This is a genomic window from Streptomyces yangpuensis (genome assembly GCF_001005295.1).
GTDB lineage: Bacteria > Actinomycetota > Actinomycetes > Streptomycetales > Streptomycetaceae > Streptomyces > Streptomyces yangpuensis.
Map to the genome: position 1 here is coordinate 541,329 of NZ_LBMK01000005.1, position 19,356 is coordinate 560,684.

Genomic DNA, 19,356 nt, shown 5'->3' on the forward strand with positions numbered 1-19,356 from the left:
CCTTGCCCGGCACGCGCAGCACGGTCCCCCACCGGTCCGCGACCGCCGCCACCAGCAGCAACCCGCGACCGCCCTCGGCCCCCGGGTCCCGGTCCGCGACGCGCGGCCGGCCGCCGCCGCTGTCGTGCACCTCGACCCGTACGGTCCCCTCGTACCGCAGCATCCGCAGCCGGTAGCCGCGGCCGGGCGGGACGCCGTGCAGCAGGGCGTTGGTCGCCAGCTCGCTCACGCAGAGCAACACCTCGTCGTGGCGGCATGTGACACCCCACGCGTGCAATGTCTCGGCCGCGAACTCCCTGGCAGGACGCACAGTCTGGCGGCTGCGGGGATAGAACCGCTCGCGCAGCAAAGCCGGTTGGATTTCCACATTCACCCGCCGATCGTTGCCCTGCGTGACTAGCGTGGAGGAGTCGCGCCACCCGTACTCCTTGAGGAGTACGGGTTGGCACGGGTATCTCGCGTACAACGGCGGGGAGTTCAAGGGACATGCCACCACGCAAGAGGCCACGGCCCAACGAGACGGCGATGAAGATGGTCGGCGCTCAGGTCGCCTCCGCACGCATCGCCAGAGGACTGACCCAACGCGCCTTCGCGGAGGCGCTGCACATGGACGTCGAGACCATCGCCTCCATCGAGCAGGGCAGGCGCACCTTGATGCCCAACGTCGCCGAGAAGATGGACCGCGCCCTCGCCCTGCCCGGCCTCCTGTCGGTCGCGGCCAACCGCCTCCCCGAGGTGGACATGGTCCCGGCCTGGGCGGAGGAGTACATGGCGCGGGAGGCGGAGGCCCTGGCGCTGTCGTGGTTCGACACCCTGACCGTTCCGGGGCTGCTACAGACCGAGGCCTACGCCCGCGCCGTCCTCGGCTGCCGCGTCCCCTTCGTCGGGGAGGAGAAGATAGAGCTGCAGACCGCGCACCGGATGAAGCGCCAGGAGATCCTGCGCCGCGCCGTCCCGCCCACCCTGAGCTTCGTGGTCTGGGAGGCGGCCCTGCGGGACCGGATCGGCGGGGACGAGGTCCACCGGGAGCAGCTCCGGCACCTGCGCGCCTGCGCCGACCGCCCGGCCCTCTCCCTCCAGGTGCTGCCCCTCGGGCTCACCGCCCACGCAGGTCTCGACGGCGCCTTCACCCTCCTGGAGACACCCGAGTTCCAGCACCTCGCCTACTCCGAAACCCAGCGCGGGAGCTTTCTCGTCAGGGACCCGAACGAGGTCAGCATCCTCTCCCAGAAGTATGCGATGCTGCGGTCACAGGCCCTCAACTTCGCCGAGACGAAGGACCTGTTGGACCGGCTGCTAGGAGAGACATGAGCACCCCACTGAAGTGGTTCAAGTCCAGCTACAGCGGCAGCGAGGGCGGCCAGTGCCTGGAGGCCGCCTTCGCCTGGCGGAAGTCCTCCTACAGCAGTGACGAAGGCGGGCAGTGCGTCGAGGTCGCCGCCTGCGCCGCCGCACAGGTGCACGTCCGGGACTCCAAGGTCGCCGACGGGCCCGTCCTCACCCTCGCCCCCACCGCCTGGGCGGGACTCACGGGCTGGGTGCGTTCCTGAGCTTCCAGCGCCCCGTGGCGTCGGCCGTGCGGTCGTCGGACTCGGCCAGGGCTTCGGCGGCTCCCCCGCGCATCGGGCTGTGCGGGTCGCGGACCAGGTCCCGTACGACAGCCCGGGGTCCGTCCCGGTCTTGGCGTTCGTCCCCGACCAGGATCAGCGCGGCTTGGAAGCGCACCTCGGCATCCGCATCGTGTGTCAGGACCCGTAGCGCAGCAGCGGCCTCGACCGTCAGGTGCCGGTCGGGCCACCAGAGGCAGTCGGACACCATCCGGCGCACCAGCGGATCGGGGTGGCCGGCGTGCCGGAGGCCGATGGCCTCCAGTCGGGGGTGTTCCTCGGCGTGCTCGGTGAGGGCCCGGAGCACCTCGGCGAGGACCACGGCGTCCGTCTCCGTCTCCGCCCAGGCGGCGAGGAAGTCGCGGTCTTCCGCGTGGTGCGGGTACGCCGTGCCCTTCAGGAAGTACTGCCGGGACCCCAGCACGTCGGCGGCGAAGCGCCGATGGTCTGCGGACGGATGGTGCCGCAGGGACGTCACCAGTTCCCGTGCTTCCTCGTCGGAGCGTCTGCCGAGCCGGCTGCTGGACGCGCGCCAGTCCACGTGGCCGGGGTCGGGGTGCCGGACGGCGCGGGCCACCAGTTCCGTCAGCGGGGTCGGGACGCCGAAGGCCGCCTCCAGGGTGGTCAGGACGGCGCCGTGTCCGGCGCGGACGGTCCGCCCGCCGAGCGTGATCTGCTCGACCTCGTGCCAGTCGTCGTCGACGGTCGAGGTCTTCGCCGGGCCGGTGGCGCCGGTGCGGCGGTGCAGTTCCGCCTCCGCGCCCGTCTCGTACCAGTGGCGGGCCGCGGCGAGCAGCCGCTCGCGCACCGGCTGCGCCAGGGGCGGTTCCGGCGCCGGGAGGTACTGCCCCCACAGCAGCGCCGTGACCGTGGCCGGGGAGCCGCCCTCGACGGCCCGCAGCAGCGGGGTCGTTCCGTCCGGCAGGTCCCGGTCGGGGTCGGCCCCTGCACTTACGAGGGCCGCGACGGTCCGGTGGGCGAACGCGGCCACGGCCGTGCACAGCACCGGCACTCCGTCCGCGCCCACCGCGTCGGGATCGGCTCCGGCGCGCAGCAGGGCCTCGGCGATCTCCTCTTCGCCTGCGGCCACCGCCGTGCACAGCATCGGCAGGCCGTCCTCGTCGGCCGCGTCGGGATTACCCCCGGGCCACAGCAGGGCGTGGACCTCCCGGAGGTTCCCCGTCCGTACCGCCGCCACCAGTTGCGCGTCCCCGTCCGCCATTGTGTTCCCCCGTGTCCCCGTTGCGTCCGGCGGCGATCCTTTCCGGACAGCAGCCCGCCGCACAACGGGATTACGTGCGAGGGGCCCGGGTGCGGAATCGTTCCGCACCCGGGCCCCTCACCCGTACCGTCGGCCGTTCTCCGGCCGGCTAAGCCGCTCACGTGGTACGGCGCCGACGTGCGCCCGGGCGGCGTTCGCTCGGGCGGAACACCGTCTCGCCGGCCGCCTTGGCCGCCTCGCGGCGCGCCGCGCCGTACTCGGCCAGAGCCTCCGCCAGCTTCGACACCGACGGCTCCGGAGACAGGACGTCGACCCGCAGGCCGTGCTCCTCGGCGGTCTTGGCCGTCGCCGGCCCGATACACGCGATGACCGTCACGTTGTGCGGCTTGCCCGCGATGCCGACCAGGTTGCGGACGGTCGAGGACGACGTGAAGAGAACGGCGTCGAAGCCGCCGCCCTTGATCGCCTCACGCGTGTCCGCCGGCGGGGGCGAAGCGCGCACGGTCCGGTAGGCGGTGACGTCGTCGACCTCCCAGCCGAGCTCGATCAGCCCGGCGACCAGCGTCTCCGTGGCGATGTCGGCGCGCGGCAGGAAGACGCGGTCGATCGGGTCGAAGACCGGGTCGTAGGGCGGCCAGTCCTCCAGCAGCCCGGCCGCGGACTGCTCCCCGCTCGGTACGAGGTCCGGCTTCACGCCGAACTCCACCAGGGCGGCCGCGGTCTGCTCGCCCACCGCGGCGACCTTGATGCCCGCGAAGGCGCGCGCGTCGAGCCCGTACTCCTCGAACTTCTCCCGGACGGCCTTGACGGCGTTGACCGAGGTGAAGGCGATCCACTCGTAGCGGCCCGTCACCAGGCCCTTGACCGCGCGCTCCATCTGCTGCGGGGTGCGCGGCGGCTCCACCGCGATCGTCGGCACCTCGTGCGGCACCGCGCCGTAGGAACGCAGCTGGTCGGAGAGCGAGGCGGCCTGTTCCTTCGTCCGCGGTACGAGGACCCGCCAGCCGAACAGCGGCTTCGACTCGAACCAGGACAGGTCCTCGCGGCGCGCGGCGGCGCCGTGCTCGCCGACCACGCATATGACGGGGCGGGAGCCCTCGGGCGAGGGCAGCACCTTGCCCTGCTTGAACACCTGGGCGATCGTGCCCAGGGTCGCCGACCAGGTCCGCTGGCGCGTCGTCGTGCCGGAGACCGTCACCGTCAGCGGGGTGTCGGGCTTGCGCCCGGCGCTCACCAGCTCGGCGGCGGCGGCCGAGGCCGTCTCCAGCGTCGCGGAGACGACGAGGATCCCGTCGCTCGTCCCGGCCTCGCTCCAGCAGCGCGCCGACGCGGTCTTCGCGTCGACGAACCGCACGTCCGCGCCCTGCTTGTCGCGCAGCGGGACACCGGCGTACGCGGGCACGCCGACGGCGGTCGCGACACCGGGCACCACCTCGAAGGGGATCCCCTCGGTCGCGCAGGCGAGCATCTCGTCGGCGGCGTTGCCGTCGAGTCCGGGGTCGCCCGTGACGGCACGCACGACCCGCCTGCCGGAGCGTGCGGCCTCCATGACAAGATTGACCGCGTCCCGGATCACCGGGACCCCGGCGGCTGCTGACAATTCGTCAGCTACCGTCAGCTGCGGCGTGTCGACACCCGCGCGCGCATGCGTCCGTACGACCTCGAGCACCTCGGGCTCCGCGATCAGTACGTCCGCGGCGGCGAGCGCCTCGACGGCGCGCAGCGTCAGCAGACCCGGGTCGCCCGGGCCGGCACCGAGGAAGGTGACGCGTCCGTGGGCGGCGACGGCCGGAAAGGCGGAGGTGGTCGGAATTGAGGGGTTCAAAGCGATCGCTCCCCCATCAGACCGGCCGCGCCCTTGGCCAGCATCTCGTCCGCGAGTTCGCGGCCGAGCGCCATGGCCTCGTCGTACGACTGGGGCACGGGACCGGTGGTGGACAGCTGCACCAGCGTCGAGCCGTCGAGGGTTCCGACGACGCCGCGCAGGCGCATTTCATTGACAATCCGTCCGTCGGCCAGCAGGTCGGCGAACGCGCCCACGGGTGCGCTGCAGCCGGCCTCCAGGGCGGCGAGCAGAGAACGCTCCGCGGTCACGGCGGCCCGGGTGTGCGGGTCGTCGAGCCTGCCGAGCGCGGCGATGAGGTCCGTGGAGGACGCGGGGCACTCCACGGCCAGGGCGCCCTGGCCGGGGGCGGGGAGGATGCTGTCGACGGACAGCAGTTCGGTGGCCTCGTCACCGCGGCCGATCCGGTTCAGGCCGGCGGCCGCGAGGACGACGGCGTCGAGCTCGCCGTCGCGCACGAATCCGATGCGGGTGTCGACGTTGCCGCGGATGGGCACCGTCTCGATCCGCTTGCCGAGCGAGCGCGCGAGGTGGTTGAGCTGGGCGGTGCGGCGGGGCGAGCCGGTGCCGATGCGGGCGCCGTCGGGCAGCTGCTCGAAGGTCAGGCCGTCGCGGGCGACGAGCGCGTCGCGGACGTCCTCGCGCTGCGGCATGGCCGCGATGACGAGGTCGTCGGGCTGCGTGGTCGGCAGGTCCTTCAGCGAGTGCACGGCGAAGTCGACCTCGCCGCGCAGCAGTGCGTCGCGCAGGGCGGTGACGAACACGCCGGTCCCGCCGATCTGGGCGAGGTGCTCGCGCGAGACGTCGCCGTACGTCGTGATCTCCACGAGTTCGACGGTCCGGCCGGTGAGCGCCCGGACCGCGTCGGCGACGTGCCCCGACTGGGACATGGCCAGCTTGCTCCGCCGCGTACCGAGCCGCAGCGGCTGGTCGGGACGTGTGTTCATGATGCCCGTCCTGGGTCGTCGTCGTTCTTCGGATCGGCCGCGTCCGCCCGGCTGACGGAAGCAACCGTCTGAGGGTCGAGGTCGAAGAGTTCGCGCAGCGCCTCGGCGTACCCGGCGCCGCCGGGCTCGCTCGCGAGCTGCTTGACGCGCACGGTCGGCGCGTGGAGGAGCTTGTCCACGACGCGGCGCACGGTCTGGGTGACTTCGGCGCGCTGTCGCTCGTCGAGGTCGGGGAGCCGCCCGTCGAGGCGGGCCACTTCCATGGCCACGACCTCGGCCGCCATGGCGCGCAGGGCGACGACGGTGGGCGTGATGTGGGCGGCCCGCTGGGCCGCGCCGAAGGCGGCGACCTCCTGGGCGACGATCCCGCGTACGGCGTCGACGTCGGCCGCCATCGGGGCGTCGGCGGACGCCTCGGCGAGGGATTCGATGTCCACGAGCCGTACGCCGGGGATCCGGTGCACGGCGGCGTCGATGTCCCTGGGCATGGCCAGGTCGAGGAGCGCGAGCCGTACGTCGGTGGCGTGGGCCTGCGTACGGGCGCTGCGGCGGGGCTGTCGCTGTGCGGCGGCCTCGCCCTGGTCGGCCCAGGTCCCGTGCAGTTCGAGGGAGTTGGCGTCGACGCCGGTCAGCGCGGAGCGTCCGTCGAGCGCGACGGGGCAGCCGTCGCCCTCGGGGGCGGCGATGGTCCGCACGGCGCCGGCATCGGCCAGCCGCGCGCCGGCCTCGGCGGCGGCGACCAGCCGGGCGAGCACATCGGCGTCCAGCCCGGCCACATCCGGCCCGGCGACGGGGGCCGCGTTCAGCCCCGTCGGCGCCGGAGGCGTGGGGTCCGGGGCGGAGCCCCAGGACACGGCGGCGAGCACGTCGTCGGCGGTCAGCACCAGCCCGGTGGCTCCGGTGCAGGACACGACCACGTCGACTCGTGTCAGCTCATCGGCGACCTCGGCCATCGGGATGGCCGAGGCCCGCACTCCCGTGCCTGAGGCAACCAGAATCTCCGCCAGTCGCTCCGCCCGCTCGGCGGTCCGGTTCGCCACGGCGATCTCGGCGATGCCGACCCGCGCGAGGGTGGCCGCGGCCAGCGAGGACATCGATCCGGCGCCGATGACGAGGGCCCGCTTGCCGGACGCCCACTCGGCGACCGGCGTGTGCACCGCGAGCTGCTCCAGCCCGAAGGTCACCAGCGACTGGCCGGCGCGGTCGATCCCGGTCTCCGAGTGCGCCCGCTTGCCGACCCGCAGCGCCTGCTGGAACAGGTCGTTGATCAGCCGGCCGGCGGAGTGCTGTTCCTGGCCCAGCGCGAGGGCGTCCTTGATCTGGCCGAGGATCTGCCCCTCGCCGACGACCATGGAGTCCAGCCCGCACGCCACCGAGAACAGGTGGTGCACCGCCCGGTCCTCGTAGTGCACGTACAGGTACGGGGTGAGCTCCTCCAGCGCGACTCCGCTGTGCTGGGCGAGCAGCGTGGACAGCTCGGCGACGCCGGCGTGGAACTTGTCCACGTCCGCGTACAGCTCGATGCGGTTGCACGTGGCGAGCACGGTCGCCTCCGTCGCCGGTTCGGCGGCGAGGGTGTCGTGCAGCAGCTTGATCTTGGTGTCGGCCGACAGCGAGGCGCGCTCCAGCACGCTCACGGGTGCGCTGCGGTGGCTCAGCCCGACGACGAGCAGGCTCATGCCGGCATCACCGCCGGGACGTCGCCCTCGGGGCCGCCCTTGCGCGCTTCGGCGGTGGTGCGTCCGGCCGGCGGCACGACCGCCGCGGCGGGTGCGGCGCCGCCCACGGCGGAGCCGGGCTCGGTGGCGGCCGCGGCGGCCTCCTCGCCGGCCTTGCGCTGCTCGTGGAAGGCGAGGATCTGGAGCTCGATGGAGAGGTCGACCTTGCGCACGTCCACGCCGTCGGGCACGGACAGCACGGTCGGCGCGAAGTTCAGGATGGAGGTGACCCCGGCCGCGATCAGCCGCTCGCTGACCTGCTGGGCGGCGCCGGCGGGCGTCGCGATGACGCCGATCGAGACGCCGTTCTCCTCGATGATCTTTTCGAGGTCGTCGGTGTGCTGGACGGCCATGCCTGCGACCGGCTTGCCGGCCATCGCCGGGTCGGCGTCGATCAGCGCGGCCACGCGGAACCCGCGCGCGGAGAAGCCGCCGTAGTTGGCGAGGGCGGCGCCGAGGTTACCGATGCCGACGATCACGACCGGCCAGTCCTGGGTCAGGCCGAGCTCACGGGAGATCTGGTAGACGAGGTACTCGACGTCGTAGCCCACACCGCGGGTGCCGTAGGAACCGAGGTAGGAGAAGTCCTTGCGCAGCTTGGCGGAGTTGACTCCGGCGGCGGCCGCGAGCTCCTCGGAGGACACCGTGGGGACCGATCGCTCGGAGAGCGCGGTCAGGGCACGCAAGTACAGCGGAAGCCGGGCGACAGTGGCCTCGGGAATACCTCGGCTGCGGGTCGCCGGTCGGTGAGTTCGGCCAGTTGCCACGATGCTCCTGCGGGATGAGCGGGGCTGCAGGCGGCCTCGTGTCCCAGGACCGCCCCGTCGACAGCAGGCTATGCCTTTGTGAACGCGTGCACAAAGATTGTGTCCGCTTTGTCCGACCAAAGTGACCGGGGTCACGCGACATCGGCACGCAATCCCGGAACCGACGGCACGCCGAACCCGTTCAAATACCAAAGGGGGCAAAACCGTGCACACTCCTCACAGATACGCCCCCAGACCCCACAAATCGCCCATGATGGTAACCGGGCGGAGGGTCAGGCTCCCAACGCCCGTCGGAGCCGGTCCGGGTTCACCCTCCAGAAGGTGTGCTGTTCGCCGTCAACCAGCACCACCGGAATCTGCTCCCAGTGAAGCCGGTAGAGCTCCGCATCCTGCGAGATGTCCTTCTTCTCCCATTGCGCCCCGGTCTCGGCGCAGACCTTCGCGACGACCTCCTCGGCTTCGTCACACAGGTGGCACCCCGGCTTCCCGATGAGCGTCACCAGGCGCTCGCCGGGACTCTTCTTCTCTTTACGGCGCAACAAAGGGCTCATCTCCCCATTCTCCCGCGTCCCCGCCGCCCGCCCGTTCCGTCCGTTGAGGACGCGAAGAGTTAACGCCTCCGTTTCCCATCGGTTCGGGAACTCCCGAACACAGTGGCTATGCTCGCGTCATGGCCGCTCCCGGATGGCTCACCCCTCGCAGGCGCTCCGCCACCGCACGTAGCGTGCTGGCCGGGGAGGCCTCGGCCGAAGCCGCCCGCAAGACCGCGCTGACCGGGCCCGAAGGCCCCGCCGAGGCCGAGCCCGAAGAAGCCGGCGTCGAACCCCTCGAAGCGCCGGCAGCGGTCGAGGGTCCCGCGGAACCCGTCTTCCCGGTCGCCGGCGACGACCTGGCCGCCGCCTTCTTCGACCTCGACAACACCGTCATGCAGGGCGCCGCGATCTTCCACTTCGGCCGCGGCCTCTACAAGCGCGAGTTCTTCCGGCGCCGCGAACTCGCCCGCTTCGCCTGGCAGCAGGCCTGGTTCCGGCTCGCCGGCGTCGAGGACCCCGAGCACATGCAGGACGCCCGCGACAGCGCCCTGTCCATCGTCAAGGGCCACAAGGTCTCCGAACTGATGACCATCGGCGAGGAGATCTACGACGAGTACATGGCCGAGCGGATCTGGCCGGGCACCCGCGCCCTGGCCCAGGCCCACCTCGACGCCGGACAGAAGGTGTGGCTGGTCACCGCCGCGCCCGTGGAGACCGCCACCATCATCGCCCGCCGGCTCGGCCTGACCGGCGCCCTGGGCACCGTCGCCGAATCCGTCGACGGCGTCTACACCGGCCGCCTGGTCGGCGAACCGCTGCACGGCCCCGCCAAGGCCGAGGCGGTCCGCGCCCTGGCCGCCGCCGAGGGACTCGAACTCGAACGCTGCGCCGCCTACAGCGATTCGCACAACGACATCCCGATGCTGTCGCTGGTCGGACATCCGTACGCGATCAATCCCGACACAAAACTGCGCAAGCATGCCCGGATCAACGACTGGCGGCTGCGCGACTATCGGACCGGCCGCAAGGCCGTGAAGGTGGGCGTCCCGGCGGCCGCCGGAGTCGGCGCGATCGCGGGTGGCGCGGCCGCCGCCATCGCCCTGCACCGACGCCGCAAGTAACCACTCCGGGCCCAGGCCCAGGCCACACCGCGCCCCCCGACCGCCGGCGCCACCGTCCGCCCCGGCCACGGGCATTCGCTCACCCCTACCCGCGCCCCGGGCGCGGCACTCCACGCTGCCCGACTCGGTCGCGCGCCCCCGTGGAAGCGTCCATTCCGCGCACCCAAGCGATCAAGAATCGATCACCAACCGCGACCGAATATGCCCTCGACACGCAACAGAAGTGTCGGAACCGGTGATTTGTGCAACTGGGTGTAGCGCTGCCTGTACGAAGCGTTATTCTCCTCAGACGCATGCCACCGCTCACCTGTCGCCACGACGGGTGAACGGCCCCGCACTGCACGTGATGGAAGCTCTGCCTCTGGGAGTCCCGTGTACCCACCTGTCGGGGTTGACGCCTCGGGCCTGGCTCAGCTGCGCGCAACGGTCCTCGACCACCTGCGCGGCTTCGTCCCCACCGCGTACACCGCCCCCGCCTTCGCCGCCGCGGTTCCTGCCGGCCTCGGCCCGGCCGGTCCCTGCTACGCCCTGACCGACGGCGGGGCGACGGTGGGCAGACGAGGCCGCTCGGCCGCCGGGGGCTCGAACGGCGCAGCCGGCACGAGCACCCAGGCCGCCCCCCGCCGCCCCCTGGCGGACAGCGACCAGGCCCGCATGATGGACCTGGTCGAGCGCGCCCAGGCCGGCGAGGCCGAGGCCTTCGGCCGCCTGTACGACCAGTACAGCGACACGGTCTACCGCTACATCTACTACCGCGTCGGCGGCAAGGCGACCGCGGAGGATCTCACCAGCGAGACCTTCCTGCGCGCCCTGCGCCGCATCTCCACCTTCACCTGGCAGGGCCGCGACTTCGGCGCCTGGCTCGTGACGATCGCCCGGAACCTGGTGGCGGACCACTTCAAGTCCAGCCGCTTCAGGCTGGAGGTCACCACCGGGGAGATGCTCGACGCCAACGAGGTGGAGCGCAGCCCCGAGGACTCCGTCCTGGAGTCCCTTTCCAACGCGGCCCTGCTGGAGGCCGTACGGAAACTCAATCCGCAGCAGCAGGAGTGCGTGACCCTGCGCTTCCTGCAGGGCCTCTCGGTCGCCGAGACGGCCCGGGTGATGGGGAAGAACGAGGGCGCCATCAAGACGCTCCAGTACCGGGCGGTCCGCACCCTGGCCCGCCTCCTCCCCGAAGACGCCCGCTGACGGACCCGTCCAGACAATCTCCCCGACCTCACATTCGGTGACCCCTCGATGACGCTGTGGTCCGATCATCCTTCGTCCGTAACCCAACTGCCGCGACGCTCGTTGTGCGGAATGCAGGCTCCCTGTGGACACGCCCTGCCCGAAGCCGCCCACTCGAAAGTGTGGACGTGCTCAAGGAAGGCAACCTTCCGGACACCTTGGGGAGTCGATCGTCATGACGAGAGGAGGTGCCGCCAGTGATCGCGAACGTGACCCCGCACCGGCGGGCGAACGCCTTCGCCCAGGCCCTGGAGGATCGGAACCCATCCGACCTTTCGGAACCGGACCCGGCGGCCGAGCAGTCCGAGGCACCTGCCGAATCTGCTGACCACGACCGGTTGTTGGCCCTGGCGAGCGTGCTCGGCGAACGGATGCCGCGCCCATCGCTGGACCCCGAGGTCAAAGTGGTGCAGCGAGCCCAGCTCGTTGCCGCCATGGAGGCCATGGTGCTGGAGGAGAGGGCCGGGGGCGGTGCCGCCTCGGACCCTCAGGTGCCCGAACAGCGGACCGGGCGCGGCGCCCACCGGGCGACCCCGCTCCGGAAATTGCGGCCCCGCTCCCGCTGGTCCAAGGGCATCGCAGCGGGCGGCCTCACCGTGGGTGTGGCCGCAGGGGCCTTCAGCGGAGTGGCCGCTGCCAGTTCCGACGCCCTGCCCGGTGACCACCTCTACCCCGTGAAACGGGGCATGGAGGACCTGAAGCTGGGCATGGCCGACGACGACGCGGAGCGCGGCGAGCTCTATCTCGACCGTGCCTCCAACCGCCTGTCGGAAGCCCGCAGGCTGATGGAGCGCGGCCGGACCGGCACCCTGGACCACGAGTCCCTGGGCGCGATCCGCCGGGCGCTGTCCGGCGTCAAGCACGACGCGGAAGAGGGCCACCGCCTCCTCCAGGCCGCGTACGACCGGGACGGCTCCCTCGGCCCGATCCAGACGCTGTCGTCGTTCTCCCGCTCGCACCGCGACACCTGGGGCAAGCTGCGCGAGAAGCTCCCCGTGCAGCTCACCGACGTCGGCGGTGAAGTGGACTCGGTCTTCCAGGCCATAGACGAAGACGTGGCGCCGCTCCAGAGCCTGCTGCCCAAGCCACCCGAGCAGACCCGCGGCGGCAACGGCTCGTCGGGCTCCCCCGCCGGGCCCGACGCGTCCGGCGGCGCCAAGCACTCCGCCCCCGCCGGCGGCACGCCGTCCGGCGGCAGCCCGGCACCGTCCCCCTCGGGCAGCACCCGGCCGCCGGCCGACGGCGGCCTCCTCGGGGGTACGGGCGACCTGCTCAACCCGCCCGCGGGCCAGTCGGCGCAGCCCCCCGCGGGCACCTCGGAGAGCCCGAAGTCGGAGATCACCCTCCCGCCCCTGCTCCCGGGGCTCCTCCCGGGCCTGGGCCTCGGCGCGGAGGACGCGGAGTAACAGCAGGCCGAAACGGTGGTGGGCCGGGGCCCCGGGCGGCGCCCCGGCCCACCACCGTCTCAGCAGTCGCAGCACCTCAGAAGAAGACGGATCTCCGCTGCACCAGCAGCTTGTAGAGCGTGTGCTGGATCTGCTCCCGCACCTGGTCCGTCAGGTTGAACATCAGCATCGGGTCCTCCGCCGCCTCCGCGGCGTACCCGTCGGTCGGGATCGGCTCACCGAACTGGATCGTCCACTTCGTCGGCAGCGGCACCGCACCCAGCGGCCCCAGCCACGGGAACGTGGGCGTGATCGGGAAGTACGGGACCCCCAGCAGCCGCGCCAGCGTCTTCGCGTTCCCGACCATGGGGTAGATCTCCTCCGCCCCCACGATCGAGCAGGGCACGATCGGCGTGCCCGCCCGCAGCGCCGTCGACACGAACCCGCCGCGCCCGAAGCGCTGGAGCTTGTACCGGTCTCCGAACGGCTTCCCTATCCCCTTGAAGCCCTCCGGCATGACACCGACCAACTCCCCGGCCTCCAGCAGCCGCTGGGCGTCCTCCGCGCACGCCAGCGTGTGCCCCGCCTTCCGGGCCAGTTCGTTCACCACCGGCAGCATGAAGACCAGGTCCGCCGCCAGCAGCCGCAGGTGACGCTCCGCCGGGTGGTGGTCGTGCACGGCCACCTGCAGCATCAGGCCGTCCAGCGGCAGCGTCCCGGAGTGGTTCGCCACGATCAGCGCACCACCCTCCGCGGGGATGTTCTCGATGCCCTTGACCTCGACCCGGAAGTACTTGTCGTACAGCGGCCGCATCAGGGACATCAGGACCTGGTCCGTCAGCTCCTTGTCGTAGCCGAAGTCGTCGACCTCGTACTCCCCGGTGATCCGCCGGCGCAGGAACGCCAGCCCGCCGGCGATCCGCCGGTCCCAGGCGTCGCCACGCTCCGCCGGGGCGGGCGCCGGCTCCGGCGCGGGAGCGGACGGCTCCGGCTCCACCGGCTCGGGTGCCGGCACCGCCCGCACCCGGCGGGGCATCCGCCGGCGCGGCCGGTCCTCGTCGAACGGAATGACCTTGGCGTCCGCCACTATCGCTTCGCTCCTTCAACCGTGTCGACGTCGTCCCGCGGGCCGTCCGCGTCCAGCATGGCCGCCACCCGGTCCACGGCCCGTCCGACCCGCTCGGGCGGCAGCAGTCCGTTGCCGCGGCTCCGTGCGAAGTCCGCGAAGGTCTCGGTGGTGGTGTAGAGCGGCTCAAAGCCGAGGACCTCGCGCATCTGCGTGGTCTCCACGACCCGGCCGTGCGTGAGCAGCCTCATCTGCTCGGGCGAGAAGTCGGTGACCCCGACCGCCCGCAGCGCGGACCCCACCCAGGTGAGCGCGGGCAGCAGCAGCGGCAGCGTGGGCCGCCCCAGCCGCCGCGAGCACTGCGACAGCAGCAGTACGCCGTCACCCGCGATGTTGAAGGTCCCGCTGTTCAGCGTCCCGCGCCGGGGCTCCTGCGCGGCCAGCCGCAGCACCTCCAGCACGTCGTCCTCGTGCACGAACTGCAGCCGCGGGTCGTAGCCCAGGACGGTCGGCATGACCGGCATCGAGAAGTACTCGGCGAGCGCCGAGTCGGCGAAGGGCCCCAGGATGTTCGCGAACCGCAGCACGCACACCGCGACGTCCGGCCGCCGGCGCGCGAAGCCCCGTACGTAGCCCTCGACCTCGGCAGCGTCCTTGGCGAAGCCGCCCGACGGCAGCGACTTCGGCGGCGTGGTCTCGGTGAAGACGGCCGGATCCCGCGGGGCGCCCCCGTACACGCTGGTACTGGACTTCACCACGAGCCGCCGCACCGTCGGGGACTTCTGGCAGGCCCCGAGGAGCTGCATCGTCCCGATGACGTTGGTCTCCTTCACGGCGCTGTGCGCGCCGCCCCCGACCGGCCGGCCTCCCGTGACCGCCAGATGGACCACCGTGTCCACGGCGTGCTCGGCGAGGACCCTGGCGATCGACGACTGCCTGATGTCCGTACGGACGAACTCCGCCGACCCCAGCCGGTGCGGCGGCGTCGCGGCGTCCACCGCGATCACCCGCTCGACCTCCGGGTCGCGCTGGATCCGGCGCACGAAGCGCCCGCCCAGCTGCCGGGCAGCCCCGGTGACGAGCACGACCTTCCCCACGAGCTCAGCGCCTCCCTCGAAGAAGTACCCGGCTGCACCGCAGCCCCTCCACCAAGAATGGTGGAGGGGCTGCGGAGAACACGTACAGCTGCCGTTTACTTCTTGTTACGGCGCTGGACGCGGGTGCGCTTGAGCAGCTTGCGGTGCTTCTTCTTGGCCATCCGCTTGCGCCGCTTCTTGATAACAGAGCCCACGACTACCCTCGCTCACTTCTCTTCACTGGTGCGGGGCGTCTGGGCCCACACGACCTACGTCGGCCTAGCCTACCCGCCCGAGCTCCGAGCCCGTAATCCGAGTGCTTCCCAGGGGTTACGAAGGAGTCGGGGTCCGTCAGTCTCAGGCCGACTCCACCCCCACATAGGACTCTCGGAGGTACTCGTGGACCGCGTTCTCGGGGACCCGGAAGGACCGGCCCACCCGGATTGCGGGCAGATGACCGTTGTGCACCAGCCGGTACACGGTCATCTTCGACACTCGCATCACCGAGGCGACCTCCGCCACGGTCAGGAACTGAACCTCACTGAGAGGCCTCTCGCCAGCAGCCATGACACACCTTGACCTTCCGCGCATGACGGGCACCGGCTTCCCCTCCGGTTACTCCTCGTCGTCGCACGCTCACTCCCCAGAGTAGGGGCGCGTGATACGAGTGGGGAAGAGGAGCTACGGCCACTCCTGTCGCCCCGTCAGACTCGCCCGGCCCAGCACGTACCGGGCAAGCGGATGGTAGTAGTCCGATCGCACCGCGTCATCAAGCGGAACGGCCACCGACACCCGCCCCTCCGCCTCCCCCACGAACAGCGCGGGATCATCGGTGTCCGCCAGCCCGATCGCCTCCACGCCGAGCTGACCTGCACCGCAGACCCATCCGTGGTCCCCCACCACCAGGTCCGGCAGCGGCCCGCCGGCCTCCGCGAGGGCCCCCAGAGCCACCCGAACCGGCAGGGGCGAATGACTGTGCACGCCGGTCGCACTCCCCGGCGCCCGCACGCCGGGTTCCCGCACCAGTGCGACCCCCCGTACGTAGGCGATGCGGTGCGTGCGTACGCCGAACCGGGTCGCCATGTCGACACACGCCCCCTGCGCCGGGGTGAGGACAACACATCCCGCCGCCGACATCGCCTCGGCCAAACCGGCGTAGAAACCCAGGAGCCGATGCGGATGACCCGTTCCGAACAGCACGCACGACCCCGCCCTCGCCGCCTCCCGTAACCGCCCCGCGAACGCCTCCAACGCGGCCACCGTCCGCTCCGGATCGATCACGTCCGGCCCGCTGACGTGCGAAGGGTCCGCCGAGACACCGCACTTGGCCGCCATCAGCCTCAGCAGATCACCCTCGCCCCAGCCCCGCTCGGGATCCAGGCCCAGCAGCACCCGCGGATCCCGCGCCGCGAACAGCCGGTAACTGCGCAGGCTCTCCTCACGGGAGGTGGCGACGGGCCCGGCCAACCGGGCGGCCAGCAGATGCGCACGCAACGCGCCGGTGCTCAACACCCTCCGATGCTCCCCCACCCCACCTGTCGGGTCATCAATTCCGGCGAACAGCCCCACAGTTGGCGTAACGATGCATCAACGGCCGCACCGGCTCTCAGGTCAGCATGCCGCGCAACGGGAAGACCGCCCTCCGGGTGGCGAGAACGGCCTGATCCGTTCGGTCCGCCGGGTCGTAGCCCGCGTCCCAGTCCCGCCACGACGGGCTCCGCCCGTCCGTCATCCGCCCGGGCGCCAACTGCCGCGTCCGCGCGTACACCTCGTCGCGCCACGAGGCCGGGACCGCCGTCTCCGGATCAACCGGCCGGTGCGCGGCGATCGCCACCAGATGCGTCCACGACCGCGGAACGACGTCCACCACCGCGTACCCGCCGCCGCCCAGCGCCAGCCACCGCCCGTCCGCGCAACTGTGCGCCAGCTCGTGACAGGCCTCCTGCACGGCCCGCTGGGCGTCCAGGGACACCGCCAGGTGCGCGAGGGGGTCCTCGAAGTGGGTGTCGGCCCCGTGCTGGGTCACCAGCACCTGCGGCCGGAAGTCCGCCAGCAGCTCCGGCACCGTCGCGTGGAACGCCCGCAGCCATCCCTCGTCCCCGGTACCGGCCGGCAGCGCCACGTTCACCGCCGACCCCTGCGCCGCCGGGCCACCGGTCTCCTCCGGCCAGCCCGTCTGCGGGAACAGCGTCCGCGGATGCTCGTGCAGCGAGATCGTCAGCACCCTCGGGTCGTCCCAGAAGGCGGCCTGCACGCCGTCCCCGTGGTGGACGTCCACATCCACGTACGCGACGCGTTCCGCACCCAGCTCCAGCAGCCGGGCAATGGCCAGCGACGCGTCGTTGTACACGCAGAAACCGGCCGCGCCGCCCGGCATGGCGTGGTGCAGCCCGCCGGCGAAGTTCACGGCGTGCCCGGCCTCCCCGCGCCAGACCGCCTCCGCACCCGCCACGGACTGCCCGGCGATCAGCGCGGACGCCTCGTGCATCCCGTGGAAGGCCGGATCGTCCACCGTGCCCAGCCCGTACGAGCCGTCGGCGGCACCGGGGTCGGCCGACACCTCGCGCACCGCGGCGACGTAGTCCTCCCGGTGGACGAGCCGCAGCGTCGAGTCCCCGGCCGGCCGGGCCGCCCGCACCTCCATCTCCCGGTCGAGCCCGAAGGCACGCACCAGGCCCATGGTCAGCGCCAGGCGCACCGGGTCCATCGGATGGCTCGGTCCGAAGTCATACCCCGTTACCGCCTCGTCCCACATCAACAGCCCGGTCACCGGCTCGCCGCTCATGGTCGACACCGTATCGGGCCTCCCGCGGCCCGAACGAGCGGGCATGGAACAGCGTGATCAGGACGAGGACCATCGGCACCAGCATCGCGCCCCGGTAGCTCCAGGCGTCGCCGACCGCACCGACGAGCGGCGACCCGATCAGGAACCCGACGTAGTTGAAGATGTTCAGCCGTGCCACCGCCGTGTCGGAAGAACCGGGGAACAACCGCCCCGCGGCCGCGAAGGTCTGCGGCACGATCACGCACAGCCCGATCCCCAGCAGCGTGAAGCCGAGCATCCCCGCCCACACCCCCGGCGCGGCCGCCACCACGGCGAACCCCGCGGCGGCGAGCAGGGTCCCGCAGCGCACCACGGCCACGGCCCCGAACCGCCGCACACCCAGGTCCCCCACGGCCCGCCCCACGAGCGTCGTCACCATGTAGACGTTGTAGGGGACGGTCGCCGTCTGCTCAGAGCTCCCGAGCACGTCCTGGAGGTACTTGGCACTCCAGTTCGCGACCGTCGAGTCCCCGATGTACGCGCACGCCATCACCAGGCAGAGCGGCAGCAGGAGCGAGAACCCGCCGGGACCCAGCCCCTTCCCCGGCAGACCCTCCGGGTCCCTGCGGTCCGTCCGGTCCGTCCGGTCCGTCCGGTCCGTCCGGTCGGCGTAGTACCGGCTGCCGAGCAGCACGAGCGGCACCAGCACGGCCACGGCCGGCAGGTAGCTGACGAACAGGCCCAGGTGCGCGTGCGCCGCGTACCAGGCAGCCGACGCCCCCAGGATCCCGCCCAGGCTGTACGCGGCGTGGAAACCCAGCATGATGCTGCGCCCGTACGCACGCTGCAGGCTGACCCCGAGCATGTTCATCGAGGCGTCCAGCGCACCCACCGACAGCCCGAACGCCCCCAGGGCCACCGCCACGTGCCACAGCCGCTCGCCGGCGCCCACCCCGAGCAGGGACAGCAGGACCAGCGGCTGGGCCCACCGCAGGACGACGCTGGGCGCGACCCGCTTGACCAGGTGCTCGGTACCGACGCTGGCCACACCCGCGAGGACCGGGACGGCGGCGAGGAAGACGGGCAGCAGCCCGTCGGATATCCCGTACCGGTCCTGGATGGCCGGGATCCGGGTGACGAGCAGGGCGAAGGTGACGCCCTGCACGAAGAAGCTGAACCCCAGGGCGCCGCGGCCGCGCCGCAGCCGCACATCATCCGTCATGGCGGGTCAGCGTAGGCCCCGGTGCTACCCGTGGGTAGAGAGATCACACGGGTAGTTGCAGGATCAGCGGGAGCTGCATCATGTCGCCGAAGTAGCCGGTGGCTCCGGGAAGCCGGTCGGCGGGCAGCAGCGCGGTGTATCCGTACACGTCCATCCCGGCGGCAGCAGCGGCCTCGATCCCGCGGGGGCTGTCCTCGATGACGACGCAGCGCGCGGGCTCGACGCCCATCTGCCGGGCGGCGTGCAGGTAGAGGTCGGGTGCCGGCTTGCCCTCGCCCACGTCGTCAGCGCTGAAGATCCACTCTTCTTCGAACCATCCGTCGAGGCCGGCCACCCGATGCCCTACGCGGATCCGCTCGTGACTGCCGGAGGAGGTCAGGCAGTACCCGATCCCGTGGGCGGTCAGCGCCCCGAGGACCTCCTCCACTCCGGGAACGGGCTTCAGCTCCTGCTCGAACGCGGCGCAGGTCCGCGCGTGCAGCGTCTCGTCGAAGTCCGCCGGCAGCCGCTGCCCGGTCCGCTCCTGGACGAGATCGTGCACCCGGTGCACGGCGGCGCCCATGTAGTCGCGGACCGACTCCTCGTAGGTGGTCGGGTGCCCCAGCTCGGTCAGGTACCCGGCGAGGACGTTGTTGGCGAGCGGCTCGCTGTCCACCAGCACGCCGTCGTTGTCGAAGATGACAAGGTCGTAGCCCATACACCCACATTACGGAGGAATCGGATGTCGCACGGTTCCGCCGTGCCCACCTCGGCACGGGGTCACCCGACCGGCCCGTGAACGCAGAAAAGCCCCGCACCATGACGGTGCGGGGCTTTCCCACAATGATTGTTCGGCGGCGTCCTACTCTCCCACAG

General features: G+C 71.9%; 20 protein-coding genes. 5 read left to right on the forward strand and 15 right to left on the reverse strand.

Translation table 11 applies throughout. From position 1 onward, the window contains the following. The coding region (locus AAT21_RS39900) for an ATP-binding protein (protein ID WP_327152761.1) at positions 1 to 559 on the reverse strand (559 nt) is incomplete at its 3' end. Between AAT21_RS39900 and AAT21_RS26390 the strand changes: the two genes are divergently transcribed. Both AAT21_RS26390 and AAT21_RS26395 read left to right on the forward strand, forming a co-directional pair. Then, positions 487 to 1,311 (forward strand): helix-turn-helix domain-containing protein, encoded by an 825-nt coding sequence (locus tag AAT21_RS26390; protein WP_046779391.1) that lies wholly within the window; start codon positions 487 to 489, stop codon positions 1,309 to 1,311. The genes AAT21_RS39900 and AAT21_RS26390 overlap by 73 nt on opposite strands. Next, on the forward strand, positions 1,308 to 1,550 hold the full coding sequence (locus AAT21_RS26395) for a DUF397 domain-containing protein (protein ID WP_046779392.1): 243 nt from the start codon (positions 1,308 to 1,310) through the stop codon (positions 1,548 to 1,550). The genes AAT21_RS26390 and AAT21_RS26395 overlap by 4 nt, the downstream gene beginning before the upstream one ends. On the opposite strand, the gene AAT21_RS26400 is transcribed toward AAT21_RS26395, so the two are convergent. The 6 genes from AAT21_RS26400 to AAT21_RS26425 all read right to left on the reverse strand — a co-directional run bounded on the left by AAT21_RS26400 (position 1,528) and on the right by AAT21_RS26425 (position 8,655). Next, the gene (locus AAT21_RS26400; RefSeq protein ID WP_052757994.1) at positions 1,528 to 2,829 is read right to left on the reverse strand and encodes an ankyrin repeat domain-containing protein; all 1,302 of its coding nucleotides are present in this window, start codon (positions 2,827 to 2,829) and stop codon (positions 1,528 to 1,530) included. The genes AAT21_RS26395 and AAT21_RS26400 overlap by 23 nt on opposite strands. Before the next feature lie 157 nt (positions 2,830 to 2,986). Then, a complete protein-coding gene (locus AAT21_RS26405) occupies positions 2,987 to 4,654 on the reverse strand; it encodes a bifunctional uroporphyrinogen-III C-methyltransferase/uroporphyrinogen-III synthase (RefSeq protein ID WP_046779393.1) in 1,668 nt (555 codons plus the stop codon). Beyond that, the gene (gene hemC, locus AAT21_RS26410) at positions 4,651 to 5,619 is read right to left on the reverse strand and encodes a hydroxymethylbilane synthase (RefSeq protein WP_046779394.1); all 969 of its coding nucleotides are present in this window, start codon (positions 5,617 to 5,619) and stop codon (positions 4,651 to 4,653) included. Before hemC ends, AAT21_RS26405 begins: the two co-directional genes overlap by 4 nt. Next, positions 5,616 to 7,298: a glutamyl-tRNA reductase gene (locus AAT21_RS26415; RefSeq protein WP_046779395.1), complete on the reverse strand. Its 1,683-nt coding sequence runs from the start codon at positions 7,296 to 7,298 to the stop codon at positions 5,616 to 5,618. The genes hemC and AAT21_RS26415 overlap by 4 nt, the downstream gene beginning before the upstream one ends. Next, positions 7,295 to 8,104 carry a redox-sensing transcriptional repressor Rex gene (locus AAT21_RS26420; RefSeq protein ID WP_046779396.1) on the reverse strand — a complete coding sequence of 270 codons (810 nt, stop codon included), beginning with the start codon at positions 8,102 to 8,104 and terminating at the stop codon, positions 7,295 to 7,297. The genes AAT21_RS26415 and AAT21_RS26420 overlap by 4 nt, the downstream gene beginning before the upstream one ends. Before the next feature lie 272 nt (positions 8,105 to 8,376). Continuing rightward, positions 8,377 to 8,655, reverse strand: a complete 279-nt coding sequence (locus tag AAT21_RS26425) for a glutaredoxin family protein (protein ID WP_030965238.1) — start codon at positions 8,653 to 8,655, stop codon at positions 8,377 to 8,379. A gap of 119 nt (positions 8,656 to 8,774) precedes the next feature. Here AAT21_RS26425 and AAT21_RS26430 point away from each other — a divergent pair, with 119 nt between their 5' ends. The 3 genes from AAT21_RS26430 to AAT21_RS26440 all read left to right on the forward strand — a co-directional run bounded on the left by AAT21_RS26430 (position 8,775) and on the right by AAT21_RS26440 (position 12,394). Further along, on the forward strand, positions 8,775 to 9,758 hold the full coding sequence (locus AAT21_RS26430) for an HAD family hydrolase (RefSeq protein WP_046779397.1): 984 nt from the start codon (positions 8,775 to 8,777) through the stop codon (positions 9,756 to 9,758). A gap of 372 nt (positions 9,759 to 10,130) precedes the next feature. Beyond that, on the forward strand, positions 10,131 to 10,949 hold the full coding sequence (locus tag AAT21_RS26435; RefSeq protein ID WP_030833467.1) for an ECF subfamily RNA polymerase sigma factor, BldN family: 819 nt from the start codon (positions 10,131 to 10,133) through the stop codon (positions 10,947 to 10,949). Positions 10,950 to 11,185: 236 nt separating this feature from the next. Beyond that, positions 11,186 to 12,394: a DUF5667 domain-containing protein gene (locus tag AAT21_RS26440; RefSeq protein ID WP_046779398.1), complete on the forward strand. Its 1,209-nt coding sequence runs from the start codon at positions 11,186 to 11,188 to the stop codon at positions 12,392 to 12,394. A 76-nt stretch (positions 12,395 to 12,470) separates the two neighbouring features. On the opposite strand, the gene AAT21_RS26445 is transcribed toward AAT21_RS26440, so the two are convergent. From AAT21_RS26445 to AAT21_RS26475, 8 genes are all read right to left on the reverse strand, one after another. Further along, complete coding sequence (locus tag AAT21_RS26445; RefSeq protein ID WP_046779399.1) at positions 12,471 to 13,460, reverse strand: lysophospholipid acyltransferase family protein; 990 nt, start codon at positions 13,458 to 13,460, stop codon at positions 12,471 to 12,473. After that, complete coding sequence (locus AAT21_RS26450; RefSeq protein WP_046779400.1) at positions 13,460 to 14,536, reverse strand: NAD-dependent epimerase/dehydratase family protein; 1,077 nt, start codon at positions 14,534 to 14,536, stop codon at positions 13,460 to 13,462. Before AAT21_RS26450 ends, AAT21_RS26445 begins: the two co-directional genes overlap by 1 nt. A gap of 95 nt (positions 14,537 to 14,631) precedes the next feature. After that, positions 14,632 to 14,730, reverse strand: coding sequence for a 30S ribosomal protein bS22 (locus AAT21_RS36135; RefSeq protein ID WP_003948845.1), 99 nt, complete (start codon positions 14,728 to 14,730; stop codon positions 14,632 to 14,634). A 142-nt stretch (positions 14,731 to 14,872) separates the two neighbouring features. Beyond that, positions 14,873 to 15,082 carry a helix-turn-helix domain-containing protein gene (locus AAT21_RS26455; RefSeq protein ID WP_008738568.1) on the reverse strand — a complete coding sequence of 70 codons (210 nt, stop codon included), beginning with the start codon at positions 15,080 to 15,082 and terminating at the stop codon, positions 14,873 to 14,875. 114 nt (positions 15,083 to 15,196) lie between these two features. Continuing rightward, a complete protein-coding gene (locus AAT21_RS26460; RefSeq protein WP_046779401.1) occupies positions 15,197 to 16,027 on the reverse strand; it encodes a phosphatase in 831 nt (276 codons plus the stop codon). A 94-nt stretch (positions 16,028 to 16,121) separates the two neighbouring features. Further along, positions 16,122 to 17,270, reverse strand: coding sequence for an acetoin utilization protein AcuC (locus AAT21_RS26465; protein ID WP_046779472.1), 1,149 nt, complete (start codon positions 17,268 to 17,270; stop codon positions 16,122 to 16,124). Further along, positions 17,242 to 18,501 (reverse strand): MFS transporter, encoded by a 1,260-nt coding sequence (locus AAT21_RS26470; RefSeq protein ID WP_063838149.1) that lies wholly within the window; start codon positions 18,499 to 18,501, stop codon positions 17,242 to 17,244. The genes AAT21_RS26465 and AAT21_RS26470 overlap by 29 nt, the downstream gene beginning before the upstream one ends. A 43-nt stretch (positions 18,502 to 18,544) precedes the next feature. Continuing rightward, positions 18,545 to 19,198, reverse strand: a complete 654-nt coding sequence (locus AAT21_RS26475; protein WP_046779402.1) for an HAD family hydrolase — start codon at positions 19,196 to 19,198, stop codon at positions 18,545 to 18,547. Between the last annotated feature and the right edge of the window lie 158 nt (positions 19,199 to 19,356).